We start from the raw sequence: 18,709 nt of genomic DNA, 5'->3' as shown, positions 1-18,709 counted from the left end.
GTTGGAATGATCTGCCGTGTGTTCGAGGAACATCCTGATGAGTTGTTCGCTGCGCGACTCAACCACCTGTTCGAGGTCGCGCGCCGGCCGGGTGGCCTGCGCTGGGAAAACTCCGAGGTGGGGGCCCGCTGCGGGCTGTCCCGCGCCCAGCTGCACAATCTGCGCAATCCCAAGCAGGGCGGCAACCGCAGTCGCGGGCCGACCTGGGAGACCATAAATGCGCTCGCGTCGTTCTTCGAGGTCGAACCGAACTACTTCTTCCTGCCCGCCGCCGGCACACCGCAGAGCGACCTGGGTCGCCGGATGGCCGATCTCGGGGTGCAGCACGTGGCGATGAACACCGTCGGCGAGGACCTCGCCCAGGTAAAGGCCACCGTCATTGCCGTGCTGGCCCACATTCAACGGATCGAGGATCAGCTCGGCGGTCACGTGGTGACCGGGGAAGCCGACGGCGTCGACGGGGAACGATGGACCACCGAGCAGCGCGACTGATCGCCGGGCTGACCCTGCCCACCCCCTGGGACCTCACCGCCCTCGTCGGGCAGATCGCCAGGCAGCGGGACCGCCCCGTCCATCTCCTGGCCGTCGAGATGCACGGCGGCGTCCTGCACGGCCTGTGGGTCGCCACGCCACGGGCCGACTACATCGCCTATCCGGCCCGCAGCGGTCCGTTCAAGCAGACCGCGATCGTGTTGCACGAGGTCGCACACATGTGGCTCGGGCACCCCTCGCGGGACCTCGCCGAGCTCGACGGACGGGTCAGCCACCGCCCCTACGACCAACGGCACGAGTTCGAGGCCGACGAGTTCGCCGAGACGATCCTCCGGCGCGCGGCATCACCCCCGGCACCGCCACCCCTGGAACCGGACGACGTACTCCGCGTCATCGACACCTTCGGAACGGGCACCCCCACCGATGATCTTCACCATCCTCGTGGCCTCCGTGGCGCTGTGCGCCGCCGGGTACACCGCCTTCACCCTGCTCGGTGGTCGTGAGCACGGCCCCGCACGCGCCTGGATGGGCGGCAGTCTCTTCTGCCTCGCCCTCGCCCTCGCCACCGTCGCCCCCGGCATAAACGACGCTGTCGACGGCCTGGTCGGGGTTCCCCACGTCAGCCGGCTCATCGCCCACGTCCTCACGGTGTGGGCGGCCATCGCGGTGTCGTGCATGCTCGTGTACTGGACGCGTAGCCCCGAATCCACCCGACGGGCCGTCCGGCGGCGGCTGCTCCTCGCCGGCTCGGCGACCGTCGTCCTCGCGGCGTTGTTCCTGATCGCCCGGACACCCGCCGCGCCGGGCGACTGGTTCGCGACCTACCATCGACGGCCGCCTGTCATGATCTACATGACGCTGTTCGGCGGGATCCTCACCTACGCCCTGATCGACCTGGCCCGCCTGTCGCTGCGCTACGCCACCCGCGTCACCACCCGACCGGTCACCCGCGTCGGTCTGCGCATGTTCGCCGCCGGTGGGCTGATCAGCCTCGGCTACTCGGTCACGATCGTGGCGGTGGCCGTCGCCGGGCAGTTCGGCATCGACGTCGGCACCGCCTGGACGTACGTCACCATGACCAGTCAACTGACCGGCATCGGGCTCATCGCTGCCGGCTCCGCTGTGCCCGGCACCACCGCAGCGGCCTCGGCCGCCCTGCGTCGGGCCCACGACGCACACCAGTGCGAGCGGATGGAGCTGCTCTGGCGGGCGATCGTCCAGGCCCACCCGGCCATCCCCCGACGGCAGCCCCACCCGACGCACTGGTGGGGACGCGGGCTTGCCTGGACGACCAGTTGGCTGGGTGACGGGCGCAGCCTGTCCCGCCGGGTCCTGGAGATCCGCGACGGCTACCTCCAGCTCACCCCGTGGTTCGACGGCGCAGTGCGGGACCGCGCGCTGCAACTCGGCCAACGGGCCGGCATGACCGGAAGTGACCTGATGGCGACCGTGGAGGCCACGGTCGTCGCGGTCGCCCTCGACGCCAAGGCCGCCGGGGACGATCCGGTCGATACCGGCCGGGTCGAGGCCGGGGGGACAGATCTCACCAGCGAGGTGGTCTGGCTGGGCCGGGTGTCGCAGGCCCTGGCACGATCCCCGGTCGTGGTGAGCGTCCGCGCCGGGCAGGCCCACGCCCGCGCCGCCCCCGCCAACGGATCTCCCGCACCGTCCACCACGTCAGAATGAGATAGGGCAGCACGTGACCGAACACGCCACCACCGGCGGCACCCGCACCTCGACGCGGATCGCCCAGGCCATCACCGAGGTACTCCAGCCCGCCGTGTGGGCGGCTGCCATGCCCGTCGTCGTGGCGGTGCTCGCCGCCCGGACCGTCCCCGCCGGCCTCGGTTGGGGAGCGCTCGCGGCGCTGTTCACCGCCGTCGTGCCGTTCGGGGCGATCCTCTACGCCAAGCGCACCGGCCGGGTCACCGACCATCACCTCAGCCGCCGGGAGCAGCGCAGAGGAGTGCTGCTCGTGGGTATCGCATCGGTCGCCGTGGGTCTGGCCCTGTTCGTGGCCCTGGGCGCTCCCCGGCCGCTGATCGCCGTGATCGCCGTGATGCTGGCCGTGCTGGCCGGCACCACCGCCGTCAACCAGATGTGGAAGATGAGCGCCCACACGGCCGTCTCCGCCGGTGCGTGCACCGTCCTGGTCCTGCTGGTCGGGCCGGCGCTGGCGGTCGGGGTGCTCGTCGTGGCGCTGATCGGTTGGTCCCGGGTGCATCTCGGTGCGCACACCGTCGCCCAGGTGGTCGCCGGCGCGGTCTCAGGGACGGTGCTCGCGGCGGGGTTCTACACGGCTGTCGTCTGAGCCACCCGTCGACAGGTGGCGCGCTGTCCGGGGTGTAGGAGTGTCCCGTGCCGCGACGGGGGTGGGTGCGGGACACTCCCACACCCCGGACAGACCCGCCACCCGCAGCACCGGGGCGTCGGCCCCGACAGCCGACCCCGTCAGTCGCGCGGGAAGTAGCGGTCCAGCAGCGGGGTGCGGAACACCCCGGCCGGGTCCAGCTCGGTGAGCAGGGCGGCGAAGTCGGCGTACCGGGGGAAGGCGGCGGCGACCACGGCCGGGTCGAGGGTGAAGACCTTGCCCCAGTGCGGCCGGGGGTCGAACGGGGCCAGCCGGGCCTCGATCTCGGCCAGCACCGGCTGCACCGCCGCCGCGTCGTCGACCCAGGTGAAGTGCACGGCCAGCGTGTCGCGCCCCTGGTTGGGGCTGAGCCACAGCTCGTCGGCGGCGACGGTGCGCAGCTCACAGATCTGCAACACGGGGGCGATCCGGTGCCGCATCTCGTGCAGGGCGGCAAGCGCCTCCGCCCCCGCCGACCGGGGCAGGTGGTATTCGGACTGGATCTCGTCGCCGCTGCTCGGCATGAAACCGAGCCGGAAGTGCGGCAGCCGCTCGTGCCACGGGCCGGGCTCGCCGAACTGCGGGGTGCAGCTGACCGGATCCATGCCGGGCACCGGGTGCGCCGGCCGGTCGGCCGGGGTGGTGCCGAGCCAGTCCGGCTCCGGCGGCGGGGCGTCGGCGAGCTGCTTGCGCCAGACCTGGTCGATGTCCGTCGACCGCCAGGTGGTGAACCCGCTGACGCTGTACGCCGAGGCGAGCGCCGCGTCCAGGGCACCGACGGGCAGGCCCTCACGGACGTACTGGCGGACGGTGAAGGTGGGCAGCACGTCCAGGGTGACCCGGGTGACCACACCCAGCGCGCCGAGCGACACCACCATGCCGGCGAACCGGTCGCCGGCGGACCGGTCGACGGTGAGCACCTCCCCGTCGGCGGTGACCAGTTCGAGGCCGGCCACGGCGGCGGCCAGGTTGCGGTTGCCGTCGCCGGAACCGTGGGTGCCGGTGGCGACCGCACCGGCCACCGAGATGTGCGGCAGCGAGGCGAGGTTGGCCAGGGCCAGCCCCTGCTCGTGCAGCCGGGTCGCCACGTCCCCGTAACGCAGCCCGGCGGCCACGGTCACGGTGCCGCGTTCCCGGTCGACCTCGACGGTGGGCGGCAACCCGGCCAGCGAGACCAGGTCGCCGGTGGTGTCGCCGATCCGGTTGAACGAGTGGCCGCTGCCGACCGCCCGCACCCGGTCACTGCCGGCGACCAGCCGACGCAGCTCGTCGAGGGTGGTCGGCCGGTGGAAGGCGCGGGCGGCGTAGTGGACGTTGCCGGCCCAGTTGTGCCGGGGCACCCCGCTCACGCGTCGCCGCCCTCGGTCAGCGCCGCGTGCAGATCGTCCAACGCCTCGTCGACCTGCCTGACGTCGTAGCCGCGCAGGGCGACCGGCAGGCCCTGCGCCCTGGCGGCGGCCACCTCGTCGCGGACCGCCCGGCACCGCGCCGGGTCGTCCGAGTCCAGTGCCGCCCGGGCGTGTCCCACCAGTGTGTCGACCACGTCGGAACTGTACCCGCGCAGTCCGACGCTGAACTCGGCACCGGAACGGACCGCGACGTCGCGGTCGTCGCGGAACCGGTCGCCGGCGTACCGGGCCAGGGCCGCCGCGATCTCGTCGGGGTTCTCCCGCAGCTGACCCAGGTCGAGCAGTTCGGTCGCCGGCCGGCCGTCGACCCGGGCGTCGGGCGGCAACCCCACACCCTCGACGGGTACGCCGAGCAGCCGCACCCCGCCGGTGCCGGATGCCGGGCGGTCCAGCACGACCAGGGCCAGCTCGGCCCAGCGGAGCTGCCGGCGCAGGCCCTGTCGGCGTACGGTCAGGCCGTCGGCGTCGATGACGAACCGGAACGGTCGCAGGCTGTTGGCCAGCCCCACCCCGCCCAGCGCGACGCCCCCGAGGGCGGTGGTCGTCCGCAGCGGCCCGCCGCCGGTGGCCAGCAGCACCGTCCCGGCCAGTACGCACACCGCCGCCAGCACCTGCCGGCCCCGTTCCCGGTGCAGCTCCACGTCGTCTCCCCGTCGATGAGCGCGGTCCCGGTGCATCATCCGGCACGGTTGTCGACGGCGTCCACGGGGAACCATGGCGCGATGAGCAGCTACCGCGACCCGATCCTGCACGGCGACGTCTACCCGTCCGAGGAGGAGATCGACCCGACCGGGGTCGGCCTGGAGCCGGCGAGCGCCCCGCCGTCGGCGTACCCGCAGCACGGTGTGCCGACGCCCGCGCCGCAGCCCCCGTCGACGCCCCCGGTTGCGGGGACCGGGGCGCACTCGATCGTCACCCACCACCTGGACGGGTCGACGCAGGTGGTGACGGACCTGGACGGGGACGGGATCGCCGACGTGGTCCAGTTCGACCTGGACGGGGACGGCATCGCGGACATCACCTACCTGGACAGCGACCGGGACGGCCGGTTGGACACCGTGGTACGCGAGCCGGGTGGCCGCCGCCACCGCTGACCACCCGCCGGTCCCGGCCTCCGGCCCCGGACTCCCGCCTGCCTGCGGTGGGCCGGGTCAGAGCTGGGGCATCACCTCGGCGGCGACCAGTTCCAACTGGTCCAGGTCGGCCAGGTCGAGCACCTGGAGGTAGATCCGCTCGCTGCCGGCCTCGGCGTAGCGGCCGATCGTGTCGACCACCTCGGCGGGGGTGCCGGCGACCCCGTTCTGCCGCAGCTCGGCCGGTTCCCGACCGATGACGGCGGCCCGACGGGCCACCTCGGCGTCGTCCCGGCCGCAGCAGAGCACCAGCGCGTTGGACCAGCGCAGGGTGCCCGGGTCGCGACCGGCCTCGGCGCAGGCCGCGCGGACCCGGCCGAACTGGGCCACCGTCTCGTCGACCGAGACGAAGGGCAGGTTGAACTCGTCGGCGTACCGGGCGGCCAGGCGCGGGGTGCGCTTGGGGCCCTTGCCGCCGAGCAGGATCGGCGGGCGGGGCTGCTGCACCGGCTTGGGCAGCGCCGGGGAGTTGGCGACCGGGTAGTGCTTCCCGGCGTGGTCGAACCGCTCACCGGCCGGGGTCGCCCACAGCCCGGTGATGACGGCGAGCTGCTCCTCCAGCCGGTCGAAGCGCTCCCCCACCGACGGGAACGGGATGCCGTAGGCGGTGTGCTCCTCGGCGAACCAGCCGGCGCCGATGCCCAGCTCGACCCGGCCGCCGCTCATCTGGTCGACCTGGGCGACGGTGATCGCCAGGGGGCCGGGCAGCCGGAAGGTGGCCGCCGTGACCAGCGTGCCGAGCCGGATCCGGGAGGTGTCCCGGGCCAGCCCGGCCAGGGTGGTCCAGGCGTCGGTGGGGCCGGGCTCGCCGGTGGACGACCCCATCGCCACGTAGTGGTCGGAACGGAAGAACGCGCCGTAGCCGGCGTCCTCGGCGGCGCGGGCCACCGTGAGCAGTTGGTCGTAGGTGGCGCCCTGCTGGGGCTCGGTGAAGATCCGCAGTTCCATTCCCCGAGCATAGGGAGCCGGGCGGCCGGCCGCTCAGGCTCCGCCGGGCGGGCCCACGTCGGGCAGGGTGATCGCGGTCGCCGCCCGGCGGATCGGCTCGGTCACCCGGCGGATCATCCGCTCCCGGCCGGGCAGCCGGGGCAGCAGCCGCAGCATCGTCAGCTGGACGCGGATCTGGGCGGTGGAACCGAGCACCATCCCGCGCAGGTTGCGTTCGGCCAGCTCCTGATTGGCCCGGACGAAGGGACGCAGTTGCCGTTCGTGGTCGGCGAATCCGACGGTCGGGTCCCCGCCGGCCCGGGCCAACGCCGCCGCCAGCACGTACGCCCCGACCAGGCCGAGGCTGGTGCCCTGGCCGGAGGCGGGTGACGGCCCGTACGCGGCGTCCCCGACCAGCGCGATCCGCCCGGTGGACCAGTGGTCCATCCGTACCTGGCTGATGGCGTCGAGGTAGAGGTCGTCGGCGTCGGCGGCTGCGGCGAGTAGCCGGGGCACCTGCCAGCCGAGACCGGCGAACTCCCGGGCCAGCAGCGCACGACGCCCGGCGGTGTCGCCGGGGGCGGGGACCTCGGCCGGGGACCGGAAGAGGAACAGTGCGCGGGCGTCGGGAGCGCCCGCGGTGCGGTAGACACCGACGCTGCGGCCCGGGGTGACGTGCATCAGCTCGGTGCGGTCGAGGCCGAACTCGGCCGGCACGGTGCACACGGCGATGTGGTGGCCGAGCGGGCGTACCGGGTCCGGGTCGTTGCCGAAGGCCAGCCGGCGCACCTGCGAGTGCAGCCCGTCCGCCCCGATCACCAGGTCGAACGTCTGCCGGTGGCCGCTGGCGAAGCCCACCCGTACCGCGTCGGCGGTGGGGGTGAGGGTGGTGATCGAGTCGCCGAGCAGGAGGGGGACGTCGGTGGTGGCACCGGCCAGGAGGTCGACCAGTTCGCCGCGCATGATCTCGACGTCGTCGCCTTCGCGCCCACCGAAGAGGCTGGCGTCCATGGCGGCGAGGGTGTCGCCCCGGGAGTCGACGAACCGGGTCCGGAGCATGCCGGTGTCGTGCCGCCGGACCTGGTCGCCCAGCCCCATCCGGTCGACCACCTGCAGCGCCACGCCCCGGATGTCGACCTTGTAGCCGCCCGCGCGCAGGGCCGGGGCCCGCTCGACGAGGGTCGGCCGGAAGCCGTGCCGGCGCAGCCACCAGGCGAGGGTGAGGCCGGCGACGCCGCCGCCGGAGATCAGGACATTCGTCATGCCGACGATAGTACGAACGTGTCAGACGATTGTGCAAGACCTTTGTGCGAGGGACCCGCTACGCTGTGCCCATGGGCAATCGGGAGGACCTGCTCGCCGGCGCGAAACGCTGCCTGATGGAGAAGGGCTACGCCGGCACCACCGCGCGGGACGTGGCCGCCGCGGCCGGCACCAGCCTGGCCGCCATCGGCTACCACTTCCGCACCACCCGGGCCCTGCTGGACCAGGCGCTCTTCGAGGCGATGGAGGAGTGGGGCCAGGAGCTGGAACGGGCGTTCACGGTCGACGCCGGCCCGGACGCCACCCCACGGCAACGGTTCGAGGCGGCCTGGACCCGGGTGATCGAGTCGTTCGACCGGCTGCGCCCCCTCTGGGCCGTCCAGTTCGAGCTGATCTCCCAGCTCGACCGCTCCCCCGAACTGCGGGAGGCGCTCCGCGCCGCCAACCACCGCGCCCGGCTCGGGCTGGCCGCGATCTTCCACCAGCTCGACCCCGAGGCCGACGAGGCCGAGGCGCTGGCCCTCGGCGCCTTTTACCAGACCCTGCTCGGTGGCCTGGCCGCCCAGTCACTTGTCGACCCGCAGAGCACCCCGACCGCAGCCGACCTGACCCGCACCCTCATCCGGATCACCGACGAACTCACCGACCAGACCGCCACCGCGCGGCGGATGCCCGCCGCACCGGCACCACCGCCAGGCGGGGAGCCGGGTACAGGTACCCGGGCGACGGTCAGCGGGCGCGGCGGCGGACGAGCCGGCTACCGAGGCTGACCAGGGTGCTGCCGACGCCGGTGCCGAGCAGCACCAGCACCGCCCCCACCACCCAGAGCCCCGAGTCGTCGGTGGCCGCCGCGTGCCCCGACCAGCAGGCCGTGAACGCCACCGTCATCACCGGCGCGACCAGCACCGGGCTGAGCAGCCACCCGGCGACGGCGGCGACCACGACCAGGGTGAGTACCGCGCCGACCACCTGCCAGACCGCGTACGGCCCGCTGGTCGCGCCGGTACGCGGGTCCGTCGAGTAGCCGCTCTCCCACCCCAGCCAGGCCGCCCAGGTGCCGATCGTCGCGGCCGCGAGGAGCACACCGCCGAGGAGGGTACGGGTACGCGTCATCTGCACGCCCCGATCATCGTCCGCCGGGTGGGTCACCGGATGAGCACCCGTACTCACGATCACCGTCACACCACCCTTCGCAGCGACAACCGCCCTGGTCGGGGCGCGTGTGGCGCGGGTTGACCCGATCAGCGAGACTCGGTCGGACCACCCCCGGGGGCCGTCCCCCGGACCCCGGCGAACGGTTGGAGCCCATGGCACACCCCTACCTGTTCTGGCTGGCCGGCGCGGTGCTGCTGGTGGCCGCGGGCGTGGTGACCACCCTGCTGCCCCACCGTCGGGCCCGCTCCGAGCAGCGGCGGACCGCCTGGTCGGCCGCGCGGGCGGCGATCGACAGCGCGGCCGTCAGCCGGGACGCCGCGCCGGACCGGGTGCCCGAGGCGGAACGGTTGCTGACCCGCGCCGAGTCGCTCGCGGGTGCCCGCGGCGGGGTGGACGCGGCGCGGGCGGCGGCCGAACACGCCCGGCAGGCCGACCGGTTGTGGCGGGGACAGCGATGAGCGCCCGCGGATACCGCCGCCTGGCCGAGCCGTTGCGCTGGGCGCTGCTCGGGGTCGCCGTGCTCGTGCTGGTGGTCTTCCTGCTCGCCCAGCGGCAGCAGGGCATCGACGTCAGCTACGGCCGGTCACCGGCGTCGACGGCCGGGGTCGCCACGGACAGCGCCGGCACCGCCGACCGGGCCACCGTGCCGTCGGTGGACGAGATGACCGCGCTGGTCGCCGCCGCGCCGGTGGTACGCCTACCGGGGGCGGTGGCGTACTGGAACGAGCAGCGGGTCCGGGAGGTGGCCGGCGACACCCGGATCCTGGTCGCCCCACCCGGCCTCGACAAAGATGAACGCGAGCGGGTCCGGGACGTGGAGAACGCCACGATCCGGGTGATCGGCACCGAGGTCAGCGGCGGTTTCTACCAGGCCAGCTCCGACACGCTGCCCGCCTGGCGGGCGCAGTTCGCCACCGGGGACGTGACCGACCTGCTGATCGCCCTGATCACCGCGCTGCGCAAGGAGTCCACCCCGGCCGACCGGGACGAGCTGCGCTGGCGCGAGCCGAGCGGGCCGGAGCTGACCGCCGTCCTGACCGACCTGCGGGCGACCGGTAGGCACGTCGCGCCCGGCGCGACCCTCACCGACGTGCCCGAGACCGCCGCCCGCAACGCCTTTCCCGACGGCGCCTGGTACGTCGCGCTGCCCGTGCAGCGCTACGGCAAACCCCTGCCCCGGTACGGCCCCGCCCTGAGCGCCCAATTCCCCGACCAGCCGATCGTGGTGATGTACGGGCTCTGGATCGAATACCACGGGCCCGGCGCCGCGGACTTCGCGGAGCTGGCCGGGGCGAGCTTCTACGGCCAGTTCGCCAGCGTGCTCAGCCGCTCCGACTATCCGCAGCGCAACGTGCTGGGCGTCTACCTCAACCGGGTCACCGACCTGCGCTACGCGGGCCTGTTCGAGCGGCCGTTGCCCTACCGGCCGGCCGATCCGCTGCGGGTGGCGCTGCCGGCGCTGCCGTGGCTCTTCGCGGGCTGCGTGGCGGCGTTCCTGATCCTGTCGGCCCGGTCGCTGCGCCGCCCCGACCGAGGGCTGGGCCGCCGACGGGACACCGCCCCGGTCCGGCTGGCCGGGTTGACCGCGCTGGCCGTCGAGGTGTCCCTGCTGACCGACGCCCGCAGCAACCCGGCGCTGACCCGGGGCATCGTCGCGCTCCAGGCCGCCCGGTCGGCGTGGGAGGAGAAGCTGCCCGCCCGGCACGTCCGTACGCTGCTCGACGAGGCGGCGGCCGAGTTGGACGACACCGCCCGCCAGGTCGGCATCGCCAGCTACCGCCCGGACAACTACCTGCGAGGCCGGCTGTCATGACCCGTTCCGACTCCCGGCGGACCGGTGCCGGCCCCTCCCGGCCGCAGCGCGCCGATCCGTCCCGGCGGACCAGTGCCGGCCCTTCCCGGCCGCAGCGTGTCATCGGTCTGCTCGGTACCCCGTTCGGCCTGGCCGTGCTGGCCTGCCTGGCGCTGGCCGGCTGGGCGGTGTGGAGCGGCGGGGCGCTGGACGGGCCGGTCGCCCGGCAGGTGCGCACCACGTCGTTCCATGCCGACCCGGGGCTCGACGTGGACCGGGCCGCAGCGGAACGGATCATCGGCAACCGCCGGCTGGTGGTCATCCTGCGCTCCCCCGGGGCCGACCTGCGCGACACCTGCAAGCAGGTGCACCGGGCCGCCGACGGGACCGTCGTGCTGGTGCTCAGCCGCGACGGCGACGACTACGACACCTACGGCTGCGCCCTGGTGCCCGGATACGACAAGAAGAACCTGGGCAAGGCCGCCGCCGCAGAAATGATCATCGGCCGGGGCATCGACACCTTCGCCGACCGCCCGCTGGAGGCGGTGAAGGTCATCGCCGTCAACTACGACCGGCTGGTCAAGGCCGGCACCGTATCCGACGGGGCCCGCACGATCAGCCCGTCGCTGCCCCGGTTCCTGCTCGCCGCCGCGGCGGTGAGCGGGGTCGTCGCCGGAGCGTCGCTGCTCTACCTCGGCGGCCGGCGGGCCGGGCGGCTCGCGGCGGCCCGGCGGGTCCGCCGCGACGGGCTCACCGACAGCCGCAGCGCGCTCAGCGCCGCCACCGCCGGGCTCGCCCAGCAGATCATCGACCTCGACCCGACGTACGCCCTGTTGTACGGGCGTCAGGGCGACGACAGCGGCTTCGCCCGGCGCTACCGGCAGTTGACCGCCGACCATGCCGCCCTGCTCGACCGGTTGGCGACCCTGGACGACACCGACGAGGCAGCCGTCGGGAAGCTGACCGCCCACGTCGAGTCGCTGAGCCGCCGGGCGCAGGCGCTCGCCGACAAACAACCGGAGCAGCACGACGCGCAGCCGGGGAAGAGCTAGCTCCTGCCCGGTTCCGTCGCGCGGTCGGGTGTCCGAAGCACGACTGACCGGGGACAGCTATGGCGCTGGCGGCGAACCGCTTCGTAGTGTGTTCGGGTTCGTCCGATGGCCGCCCGGGGAGGATGAGGACCGCTGAGTTCCACCCGATCCGCTCCCCCTCCGGAGAGGGTCGTCGCGGTCCGCGCCGGTGACCGGCCATGAGTCTCGTCCGTCAACTCGCCGCGTTGCCCACGGATCGCGTCGTGCAGATTCCGGGGGTGCCCACCGGCACCGTCGCGGCAACCGTCACCGGGGAACCGGTCGGCCCGGCCGCCGTCGTGCTGCAACCCGGCCCGACCCGTACCGCCGGTTCCTTCGTCCACGCCGTCCTCGACGAGCTGGAACGGGTGGCGGTGGGGCTGCTACCGGGGTGGCTCCCCGAGGCCGCCGACCTCCCCCGCGCCGACCCGTACGGCCTGGCCGCCGTCCGGGCCGCCGCGGTCGCCCGGGCGCGGGGCTCCGCGCACTCCGCCGCGTTCCTGGCGCACCTGGCCACCGTGGCGTTGTCCGGCCGACGACCACCGGTCGACCCGTTCCCCCCGGAGATCCGGTGTCCGGGGCTGACCCGGGTGGTGGCGCAGGGGTTCGGACGCCCTCGGGCGAATCTGCTGATCGAGGTGCCCGCCGGCCTCGACCCGGCCGGCGAGCAGGCCGTCGTGGCGGGCGCGGAGTGGCTGTGTCACCACGGCCGGGTCGGCGTGTGGTTGGCTGGAGCACCCTTACGGCACGAGGACCGGGTGGTCACCGTCGTGCTGACCCGGGAGGCGGCGGACGGGCAGCGGGGACCGGTGCCGACGACACCCCCGGCGGTGGTCGGGCGACCCCACCCCGGTAGCGCGACCGAGGCGCTGTTGGAGGCCGCGCTGGCCGGCGAGAGCTGGTCGGCGGGCCGGATCTGGAACCGGTACCACCAGCCGCACCCCCTCTCACCCGCGGTCTGCCTGGACCTGCTCTGGCCCGACGAGCGGTGTGTCGTCGAGATCGACGGCCCGGAGCACTGCCGGCCGGACCGGTTCGAGGCGGACCGGCAACGCGACGTGCGGTTGCAGTTGGACGGTTACGCCGTCCTGCGCTTCACCAATGCCCGAATCAACCACGACGTCGGGGCGGTGGTGCACCAGATCGGCACCCTGATCCGGGCCCGGCGACGTGACCTGGCGGAAGGAAGATCCCATGGCCGGCGACGACCTCACCCCCTCTGAGGCCGCGATCCTGTTCGTGTTGATGGCGGAGGCCCGGGAGGTGCCCAACACCGAGTTGCGCAACCGGTACGGCGTCGACGTGCGCAAGTCCTACCGGGACAAGCTCAACCGCCTCGGATTCGTCGACAGCCGCCGGGAGGGCAACACCTTCCTGCACCAGCTCGCCGACAAGGGTTGGGTCCGGGTGCAGGAGGATCTGCCCTTCCAGTCGGCGCAGGGCCGCATCCTCGGCGGGGCGCTGACGGCGTTGCAGGTCAACCTGCGGGACCGGGTCATGGTCCGCAGCGACTACCGCTCGTTCGGTGAGCTGTTCGCGCTGACCGACGTACGGGCCGGTACGGCGGAACCGGACCTGCGGCGCACCCTGGGTCTGCGCGTCCGGCACGCGTACGCGGCGCTGGCCGCCGAGCCGGGGGCCTGGGTCAGCCTGACCCGACTGCGGCCGTTCTTCGGCGACGTCGACCCCGCCGACCTCGACGAGGCGCTGCGGGACCTGGAGCGCGAGCCGGACGTGGACATCGTCCCGGAATCCAACCAGAAGGCGCTCACCACGGCGGACGTCGCGGCGGCCCTGCGGCTGGGCGGCCAGGACAAGCACCTGCTGGCGATCGGGGTGGGATGACCGTGGCGGAGCACGCGGCCCTGGCGGCGCTCAGGCTCGACTGGGCGCCGGTGCCCGACGACGTCTGGCGGCCCTCGCCGTTCCATGTGGAGGGTCTGCACACCGCCGTGGCCCGCGACGTCCTCGCCGGGGTGGCCGACGCCCGGGACAGCGCCGACAGCAGCCCGATCGGGTTGGTGCTGCAGGGTCAGCGTGGCTCGGGCAAGACCCACCTGCTGGGCTGGATCCGCCAGCAGGTGCAGCAGCAGGGCGGCTACTTCTTCCTGGTCGGGCTGCTCGACGCGCACGGCTTCTGGGACAGTGTGCTCGCCTGCATGCTCGACGGGCTGTCCCGCCCGGTGCCCGGCGCCGAGAGCCAGCTCCGGCTGCTACTGCGCCGGCTCTCCTCGATGGTCGGGGCGCCCCGCTCGGCCCGCCGGGCGGTGATGGGTGACACCGAACTGACCCGGCCGGCCCTGGACGCGTTCGTCGACGGGCTCGTCGGGTACGCCCCGCACGTGGCGCGCGCCTGCCGGGAGACGGCCCGGGCGCTCGCGCTGAGCGCCTCGGAGGACGGCACCCACCGCGACATCGCGGAGAACTACTTCACCTCCGGTGAGGAGGGGGAGCCGGGCGAGCGCGGCGCCTGGGGCATGCGACGGGCACCCCGCAACGCGCAGCAGATCGTCCAGGAGATCTCCTGGCTGTTGGCCCTCACCGGCCCGTCCGTGATCGCCGTCGACCAGATCGACACCCTGATCGCGCAGTCCGTGGCCGCCGGTGACGTCCTGCGCCACCGGTCGGGCGGGCAGGACGACCCGGAGCAGGCCGCCGTGCACGCCCGGATCGCCGACGGCCTGATGTCACTGCGCCAGCTCACCCGCCGCACGCTCACCCTGGTGGCCTGCCTGCCGACCTCGTGGACGATCATCACGAGCCGGACGGTGGACACGGTGAGCGACCGGTTCCGGGTGGCACCCCGGCTCACCACCATCCACGACGCCTCCCTGGCCCGGCAGATCGTCGAGCGGCGGTTCGCCGCCCGGTTCGCCGAGCGCGGCTTCGTACCCCCGTATCCGTCGTGGCCGGTGCGGCCCGAAGCCTTCGCGCAGGCCGCGCAGATGACACCCCGGCAGTTGCTGATCGACATCGACCGGCACGTCCGGGCCTGCGTCGCCGCCGGTGAGGTGCGGGAGCTGACCCGGCTCGGTGCCACGGCGGAACCGCGACCCCACCGCCCGCGCCTGTCCCCCGTGGGGGACCTGGAGCGCTTCGACACCAGGTTCGCCCAGCTCAAGAGCGAGGTCGACGTGTCCGGCCCGCTGGCCCGTGACAGTGAGGACAGCACGGTCCCCGCCCTGCTCGCGGCGGGCCTGACCGCCTGGGTGGTGGAGCGCGGCGAGGGCGGTGGATCGTTCAGCGTGGATCCGCCGCCGAGCGCCCAGCCGCCGCTGCACGCCCGGCTCCGGCTCACCCTCGACGAGGCCACCGAGGACCAGGTCCACTGGTGTTTCCGGGCGATCAGCGAGGAGCACCATGCGATCGCCGCGCTCACCCGGCTCCGCAAGGCGTGCACGGTGGCGGGGCTCGACGCCCGGGTGACCCGCCGCAAGCTCTTCCTGCTCCGCAACGGCGCCTGGTCGAGCGGGGCCAAGACCAGGCAGGCGATCGCGGCCTTCACCCGGGCCGGCGGGACGATCCTCCCGTTGGACCCCGAGGATCTTCGCATCCTGGGGGCCCTGCGGGTCATGCTCGCCGAGTCACCCGTCGACCTGCGGGGTTGGCTGACCGCCCGTCGACCGACCCGGAACGTCACCGTGTTGCGACAGGCCCTGGGCTCCGTGGCCGACTGGCTCCCCGACCCTCCCGGTGGCGACGCAGCCGATGCGGCGGTACGACCGGACCGCACCGAACCGGTCGCCGCCGGACCGGTCGCCGCCGGACCGGTCGCCGCCGGACCGGTCGCCGCCGGACCGGTCGCCGCCGGACCGGTCGAGACGACGGCGGCCGACGTGGCACCGGCCGAGACGGCACCGGCGGGAACGGGTGACGTGGGGGCGGGTGACGGGCGCTCCGGGGCGGGGCGGGGTGATCCGCCGCCGGCCGACGGTGGGCAGGCCGGTCCGCACCTCATCGTGGGGTACGACCACCGCACCGGTGCACCCGTGCCGCTCTCCCTCGAAGCCCTCCGCAAGCACACCACCCTCTTCGCCGGCTCCGGGTCCGGCAAGACGGTGCTGATCCGGCGGATCCTGGAGGAGTGTGCTCTCGCCGGGGTCTCCGCCATCGTCCTCGACCCCAACAACGACCTGGCCCGGCTCGGTGACGGGTGGCCGGAGCCACCGCCGCAGTGGCGTGCCGGGGACGCGGAGAAGGCCGATGCGTACCTCGCCGGGACCGACGTACTGGTGTGGACGCCGCGCCGGTCGTCGGGACGTCCGCTGAGCTTCCAGCCGCTACCGGACTTCCGCGGTGTGCGCGACGACCCCGACGAGTTCCACGAGGCCGTCGAGGCGGCGGTCGCCGCACTGGCGCCCCGTGCCCAGCTGACCGGTCGCACCAACAAGGTCCACCTGGGGCTCGCCGTGCTGCGTAAGGCCGTCGAGCACTACGGCCGGCGCGGCGGCAGCCGGGTGCAGGGCCTGATCGACACTCTCGCCGACCTGCCGGACGGGCTGCTGGACATCGACGGGGCGGACAAGATCGGGGTGGGGATCGCGCAGTCGCTGGCGGCCGCGATGGTCAACGATCCGCTGTTCGGCGGCGAGGGCAGCCCGATGGACCCGGGGCTGCTGTTGACCCCCGAGCCGGGCCGGCGGGCGCGGATCTCCGTCATCAGCCTCGTCGGCCTGCAATCCGACGAGGCCCGGCAGGGCTTCGTCAACCAGTTGCAGATGGCGCTGTTCGCCTGGATCAAGCAGCATCCGGCGAACGACCGGCCGCTGCTCGGGCTGCTGGTGATGGACGAGGCACAGACGTTCGCCCCGTCCGGCGCGATGACCGCGTGCACCCAGAGCACGCTGGCGCTGGCGGCCCAGGCCCGCAAGTACGGCCTGGGTCTGATCTTCGCCACCCAGTCGCCCAAGGGGCTGCACAACCGCATCCCGGGCAACGCGGCGACCCAGCTCTACGGCCGGCTGAACAGCCCGATCCAGCTGGAGGCGGCCCGGGAGATGGCGAAGGCGAAGGGCGGCGACGTCGCCGACATCTCCCGCCTCGGCACCGGTGAGTTCTACCTCGCCGCCGAGGGTGCCGCGCCGGTGAAGATCCGTACCCCGCTGTCGCTCAGCCACCATCCGCGCAGCCCGCTCACCGCCGAGGAGGTGCTGGACCGGGCCCGCCGCCGGTGAGCTCGACGACCCCGCCACCCTGCGGATCTTGCCACCGGGATCTAGCGTGGAAGGAGCCTGCTCACCGGCAGTAAGGATCATCGATGTTGCGCAAGCATCTGGTCGGGTTGATCGTCGGCGTCGTCGTCATCGTGGTGCTGGGTGCCGCCGCCGTGGTCTGGATCACGCTCAACAAGCCGGAGCCGACCGGGCCGGGTCCGGACGCGGCGGCACCGGCCGGGGCAACCACCTCCGGGGCAACGCAATCGCCGTCCGGCAGTCCCACCCCGTCGACCGCCGCGCCCGGCACGGCCGCTTCGGCGTCGCCGGAGTCCGGCCCCCGGCGGATGAGTCGCCTCCTCTACGACGACGGGCAGAACACGGCGACCGTCACGGGTCTGGAGGTGACGGCGGGTACGGTGCGGGTGCAGCTGCGTTATGCGACCCGGTCCCCCGGCGGCTGGGTGCTCAGCTGCCCGGCCCGGACGGCGGATCTCCAGTCGTCGCATCTGACGCTGGGCGACGGGCGGCAGGTCTTCCCGGTCGACACGTACTGCGCGTCGCAGCGGCCCGGCACGGATTTCACCCTGCGGCCCGGTGCGGTCCTGGAGAGCTGGGGCGTGTTCCCGGTCGTGCCGTCCGGCGACAGCCCCTTCTCCCTCACCTGGTACGACCTGGGCACCGTGGAGGGGCTGAAACTCTGAGCGGGCCGAGGAGCCGGCAGTGGCCGGGTCAGTGCGACGGGGACGACTCCGCCAGGTCGGTGTCGGCTGTGGGTGGGGCGGGGCTGCGGGCTTCGGTGGCACACACCCCGGCGAGCAGGTCGGCGGTGCTGTGCGCCCGCACGTCGGCGTACGTGCCGTCGGCGAACCGGGCGACGACTGCCCGGACGTGCCGCTCGGCGGTGTCGGCGAGCCCGTCGTAGACGGCGGCGAAGGTCTCCCGGGCGGGGCCGCGCAGCCAGCCGGCGGGCAGCAGCCGCAGCGGTAGCTGCGGGTCGAGGGTGGGGAAACGCCGGAAGGTGTCCATCACCTCGGTCCGGGCCCGCACCGCCTCGGCGCCGTCGACCTGACCGGCGGCGATCCGCGGCAGGAGGGGCCGCCAGCGCCGCAGGAAGCTCTCGTACTGGGCGGCGACGGCCGCGACGTCCCAGGCGTCGAGCGGGTCGCGCCCGGCGACCGCGTCGAGGTCGACCCGCCGGCCCCGGAAGACGGTGACCGCGCCGAGGTGCAGCTGGGTGAGCTGGGCCCTGGCCTTCGGGGTCAACTCGTGCGGGGAGATCCACAGCCCGTCGTACAGCGGCGCGTAGCCCAGCCAGCGCAGCCGGCCACGCAGGGCCCGCCGTTGCGCGCTGCGCTCCTGCGGCAGGGAGAAGGCGACGAGTGTCCAGCACTCGTCCCACGGTTGGGTCGTGGTGGTGGCGGCCATCACCCAGCTGCCGCCGACGGAGAGGCTGACGGCGGCGGACCGGCTGAGCCGGTACGAGCTGCGCCGCCCCTGCCGGCTGCCCTCCAGGACGCCCCGGCGGGCCAGTCGGCTGATCACGGTCCGCGCGCCGGCGAGGCTGACGTGCGACTCGGCCAGCAGCGCGACGATGGCGGCGGACGGCAACCAGGCGCGGGTACGCAGGGTGTAGTCGGCCAGCAGGGTCACCGCGACGCCCTGGGGCGAGTTGCCGGCCTGCCGCCGGGGCAGCCGTACCGGGTGGTCCCCGTCGTCGGGGAATATCTCCTCGATGTCGAACGGGTGTGGCACGGGGACGCTCCGGGCTCGGCTCGGCGACGGTGGCACCGACTGTAGACGGCGTACCCGGGCCCGCCTACCGGGCGTGGTTCCACGGTGGACCGGGCGTACGTCGGTGATCGACCAGTGTATCGAGGCCATTCGATTGACACTTGTCGGACCGAAGAGAACACTAAGTGCCATGCAATGCCACCTCGGGCCGGGGCAGGGCATGCCGGACGC

General features: G+C 73.8%; 19 protein-coding genes. 13 read left to right on the top strand and 6 right to left on the bottom strand.

The features are described from left to right. Positions 1 to 42: 42 nt before the first annotated feature. Genes AB0K25_RS23525 through AB0K25_RS23510 form a run of 4 tightly spaced genes read left to right on the top strand, consistent with a single transcriptional unit; the run spans position 43 to position 2,803 of the window. A complete protein-coding gene (locus tag AB0K25_RS23525) occupies positions 43 to 492 on the top strand; it encodes a helix-turn-helix transcriptional regulator (RefSeq protein WP_363822670.1) in 450 nt (149 codons plus the stop codon). Next, positions 468 to 995, top strand: a complete 528-nt coding sequence (locus AB0K25_RS23520; protein ID WP_219464171.1) for an ImmA/IrrE family metallo-endopeptidase — start codon at positions 468 to 470, stop codon at positions 993 to 995. The genes AB0K25_RS23525 and AB0K25_RS23520 overlap by 25 nt, the downstream gene beginning before the upstream one ends. Next, a complete protein-coding gene (locus AB0K25_RS23515; protein WP_219464172.1) occupies positions 916 to 2,178 on the top strand; it encodes an MAB_1171c family putative transporter in 1,263 nt (420 codons plus the stop codon). The genes AB0K25_RS23520 and AB0K25_RS23515 overlap by 80 nt, the downstream gene beginning before the upstream one ends. Positions 2,179 to 2,191: 13 nt before the next feature. Further along, positions 2,192 to 2,803 carry a hypothetical protein gene (locus AB0K25_RS23510; RefSeq protein ID WP_357535576.1) on the top strand — a complete coding sequence of 204 codons (612 nt, stop codon included), beginning with the start codon at positions 2,192 to 2,194 and terminating at the stop codon, positions 2,801 to 2,803. Between the two features lie 140 nt (positions 2,804 to 2,943). Here AB0K25_RS23510 and AB0K25_RS23505 read toward each other — a convergent pair whose 3' ends face one another. Continuing rightward, on the bottom strand, positions 2,944 to 4,182 hold the full coding sequence (locus AB0K25_RS23505) for an FAD-binding protein (protein WP_219470274.1): 1,239 nt from the start codon (positions 4,180 to 4,182) through the stop codon (positions 2,944 to 2,946). A 5-nt stretch (positions 4,183 to 4,187) separates the two neighbouring features. Next, the gene (locus AB0K25_RS23500) at positions 4,188 to 4,892 is read right to left on the bottom strand and encodes a hypothetical protein (RefSeq protein WP_219464173.1); all 705 of its coding nucleotides are present in this window, start codon (positions 4,890 to 4,892) and stop codon (positions 4,188 to 4,190) included. An 81-nt stretch (positions 4,893 to 4,973) separates the two neighbouring features. Between AB0K25_RS23500 and AB0K25_RS23495 the strand changes: the two genes are divergently transcribed. Next, positions 4,974 to 5,345: a hypothetical protein gene (locus tag AB0K25_RS23495; RefSeq protein WP_219464175.1), complete on the top strand. Its 372-nt coding sequence runs from the start codon at positions 4,974 to 4,976 to the stop codon at positions 5,343 to 5,345. 57 nt (positions 5,346 to 5,402) lie between these two features. Here AB0K25_RS23495 and AB0K25_RS23490 read toward each other — a convergent pair whose 3' ends face one another. Further along, entirely contained in the window at positions 5,403 to 6,332 is a 930-nt protein-coding gene (locus AB0K25_RS23490) for an LLM class F420-dependent oxidoreductase (protein WP_219464177.1), read from the bottom strand. A 33-nt stretch (positions 6,333 to 6,365) separates the two neighbouring features. Further along, complete coding sequence (locus AB0K25_RS23485; RefSeq protein ID WP_363822664.1) at positions 6,366 to 7,574, bottom strand: FAD-dependent monooxygenase; 1,209 nt, start codon at positions 7,572 to 7,574, stop codon at positions 6,366 to 6,368. 71 nt (positions 7,575 to 7,645) lie between these two features. Here AB0K25_RS23485 and AB0K25_RS23480 point away from each other — a divergent pair, with 71 nt between their 5' ends. Further along, the gene (locus AB0K25_RS23480) at positions 7,646 to 8,344 is read left to right on the top strand and encodes a TetR/AcrR family transcriptional regulator (RefSeq protein WP_219464180.1); all 699 of its coding nucleotides are present in this window, start codon (positions 7,646 to 7,648) and stop codon (positions 8,342 to 8,344) included. Here AB0K25_RS23480 and AB0K25_RS23475 read toward each other — a convergent pair. Then, the gene (locus AB0K25_RS23475) at positions 8,304 to 8,687 is read right to left on the bottom strand and encodes a hypothetical protein (RefSeq protein ID WP_219470276.1); all 384 of its coding nucleotides are present in this window, start codon (positions 8,685 to 8,687) and stop codon (positions 8,304 to 8,306) included. The genes AB0K25_RS23480 and AB0K25_RS23475 overlap by 41 nt on opposite strands. A 194-nt stretch (positions 8,688 to 8,881) precedes the next feature. On the opposite strand from AB0K25_RS23475, the gene AB0K25_RS23470 reads away from it, so the two are divergent. From AB0K25_RS23470 to AB0K25_RS23440, 7 genes are all read left to right on the top strand, one after another. Continuing rightward, positions 8,882 to 9,187 (top strand): DUF6403 family protein, encoded by a 306-nt coding sequence (locus AB0K25_RS23470; protein WP_219464181.1) that lies wholly within the window; start codon positions 8,882 to 8,884, stop codon positions 9,185 to 9,187. Beyond that, positions 9,184 to 10,542 carry a hypothetical protein gene (locus AB0K25_RS23465; RefSeq protein WP_219464182.1) on the top strand — a complete coding sequence of 453 codons (1,359 nt, stop codon included), beginning with the start codon at positions 9,184 to 9,186 and terminating at the stop codon, positions 10,540 to 10,542. Before AB0K25_RS23470 ends, AB0K25_RS23465 begins: the two co-directional genes overlap by 4 nt. After that, on the top strand, positions 10,539 to 11,573 hold the full coding sequence (locus tag AB0K25_RS23460; RefSeq protein ID WP_363822659.1) for a hypothetical protein: 1,035 nt from the start codon (positions 10,539 to 10,541) through the stop codon (positions 11,571 to 11,573). The genes AB0K25_RS23465 and AB0K25_RS23460 overlap by 4 nt, the downstream gene beginning before the upstream one ends. A gap of 197 nt (positions 11,574 to 11,770) precedes the next feature. Further along, positions 11,771 to 12,814 carry a DUF559 domain-containing protein gene (locus AB0K25_RS23455; RefSeq protein ID WP_363822653.1) on the top strand — a complete coding sequence of 348 codons (1,044 nt, stop codon included), beginning with the start codon at positions 11,771 to 11,773 and terminating at the stop codon, positions 12,812 to 12,814. Beyond that, complete coding sequence (locus AB0K25_RS23450; RefSeq protein WP_219464185.1) at positions 12,786 to 13,436, top strand: hypothetical protein; 651 nt, start codon at positions 12,786 to 12,788, stop codon at positions 13,434 to 13,436. The genes AB0K25_RS23455 and AB0K25_RS23450 overlap by 29 nt, the downstream gene beginning before the upstream one ends. A gap of 2 nt (positions 13,437 to 13,438) precedes the next feature. Beyond that, positions 13,439 to 16,765: a DUF87 domain-containing protein gene (locus AB0K25_RS23445; protein WP_363822650.1), complete on the top strand. Its 3,327-nt coding sequence runs from the start codon at positions 13,439 to 13,441 to the stop codon at positions 16,763 to 16,765. An 83-nt stretch (positions 16,766 to 16,848) separates the two neighbouring features. After that, positions 16,849 to 17,448 (top strand): hypothetical protein, encoded by a 600-nt coding sequence (locus AB0K25_RS23440; RefSeq protein ID WP_219464189.1) that lies wholly within the window; start codon positions 16,849 to 16,851, stop codon positions 17,446 to 17,448. 28 nt (positions 17,449 to 17,476) lie between these two features. On the opposite strand, the gene AB0K25_RS23435 is transcribed toward AB0K25_RS23440, so the two are convergent. After that, complete coding sequence (locus AB0K25_RS23435) at positions 17,477 to 18,499, bottom strand: PaaX family transcriptional regulator C-terminal domain-containing protein (protein ID WP_357535593.1); 1,023 nt, start codon at positions 18,497 to 18,499, stop codon at positions 17,477 to 17,479. Positions 18,500 to 18,709 lie beyond the last annotated feature (210 nt).

The organism is Micromonospora sp. NPDC049257, from assembly GCF_040678915.1.
GTDB classification, from domain to species: Bacteria; Actinomycetota; Actinomycetes; order Mycobacteriales; family Micromonosporaceae; genus Micromonospora; species Micromonospora antibiotica.
Note: the sequence above shows the minus strand (reverse complement) of the source record. Positions and strands in the feature narration are given on the sequence as shown.

Excerpts from the sequence above, each read along its gene's own strand:
- AB0K25_RS23475 (WP_219470276.1), bottom strand. The coding sequence starts at position 8,687 with ATGACGCGTACCCGTACCCTCCTCGGCGGTGTGCTCCTCGCGGCCGCG.
- AB0K25_RS23515 (WP_219464172.1), top strand. The coding sequence starts at position 916 with ATGATCTTCACCATCCTCGTGGCCTCCGTGGCGCTGTGCGCCGCCGGG.
- AB0K25_RS23480 (WP_219464180.1), top strand. The coding sequence starts at position 7,646 with ATGGGCAATCGGGAGGACCTGCTCGCCGGCGCGAAACGCTGCCTGATG.
- AB0K25_RS23440 (WP_219464189.1), top strand. The coding sequence starts at position 16,849 with ATGTTGCGCAAGCATCTGGTCGGGTTGATCGTCGGCGTCGTCGTCATC.
- AB0K25_RS23465 (WP_219464182.1), top strand. The coding sequence starts at position 9,184 with ATGAGCGCCCGCGGATACCGCCGCCTGGCCGAGCCGTTGCGCTGGGCG.
- AB0K25_RS23460 (WP_363822659.1), top strand. The coding sequence starts at position 10,539 with ATGACCCGTTCCGACTCCCGGCGGACCGGTGCCGGCCCCTCCCGGCCG.
- AB0K25_RS23490 (WP_219464177.1), bottom strand. The coding sequence starts at position 6,332 with ATGGAACTGCGGATCTTCACCGAGCCCCAGCAGGGCGCCACCTACGAC.
- AB0K25_RS23450 (WP_219464185.1), top strand. The coding sequence starts at position 12,786 with ATGGCCGGCGACGACCTCACCCCCTCTGAGGCCGCGATCCTGTTCGTG.
- AB0K25_RS23520 (WP_219464171.1), top strand. The coding sequence starts at position 468 with ATGGACCACCGAGCAGCGCGACTGATCGCCGGGCTGACCCTGCCCACC.
- AB0K25_RS23495 (WP_219464175.1), top strand. The coding sequence starts at position 4,974 with ATGAGCAGCTACCGCGACCCGATCCTGCACGGCGACGTCTACCCGTCC.
- AB0K25_RS23485 (WP_363822664.1), bottom strand. The coding sequence starts at position 7,574 with ATGACGAATGTCCTGATCTCCGGCGGCGGCGTCGCCGGCCTCACCCTC.
- AB0K25_RS23470 (WP_219464181.1), top strand. The coding sequence starts at position 8,882 with ATGGCACACCCCTACCTGTTCTGGCTGGCCGGCGCGGTGCTGCTGGTG.
- AB0K25_RS23455 (WP_363822653.1), top strand. The coding sequence starts at position 11,771 with ATGAGTCTCGTCCGTCAACTCGCCGCGTTGCCCACGGATCGCGTCGTG.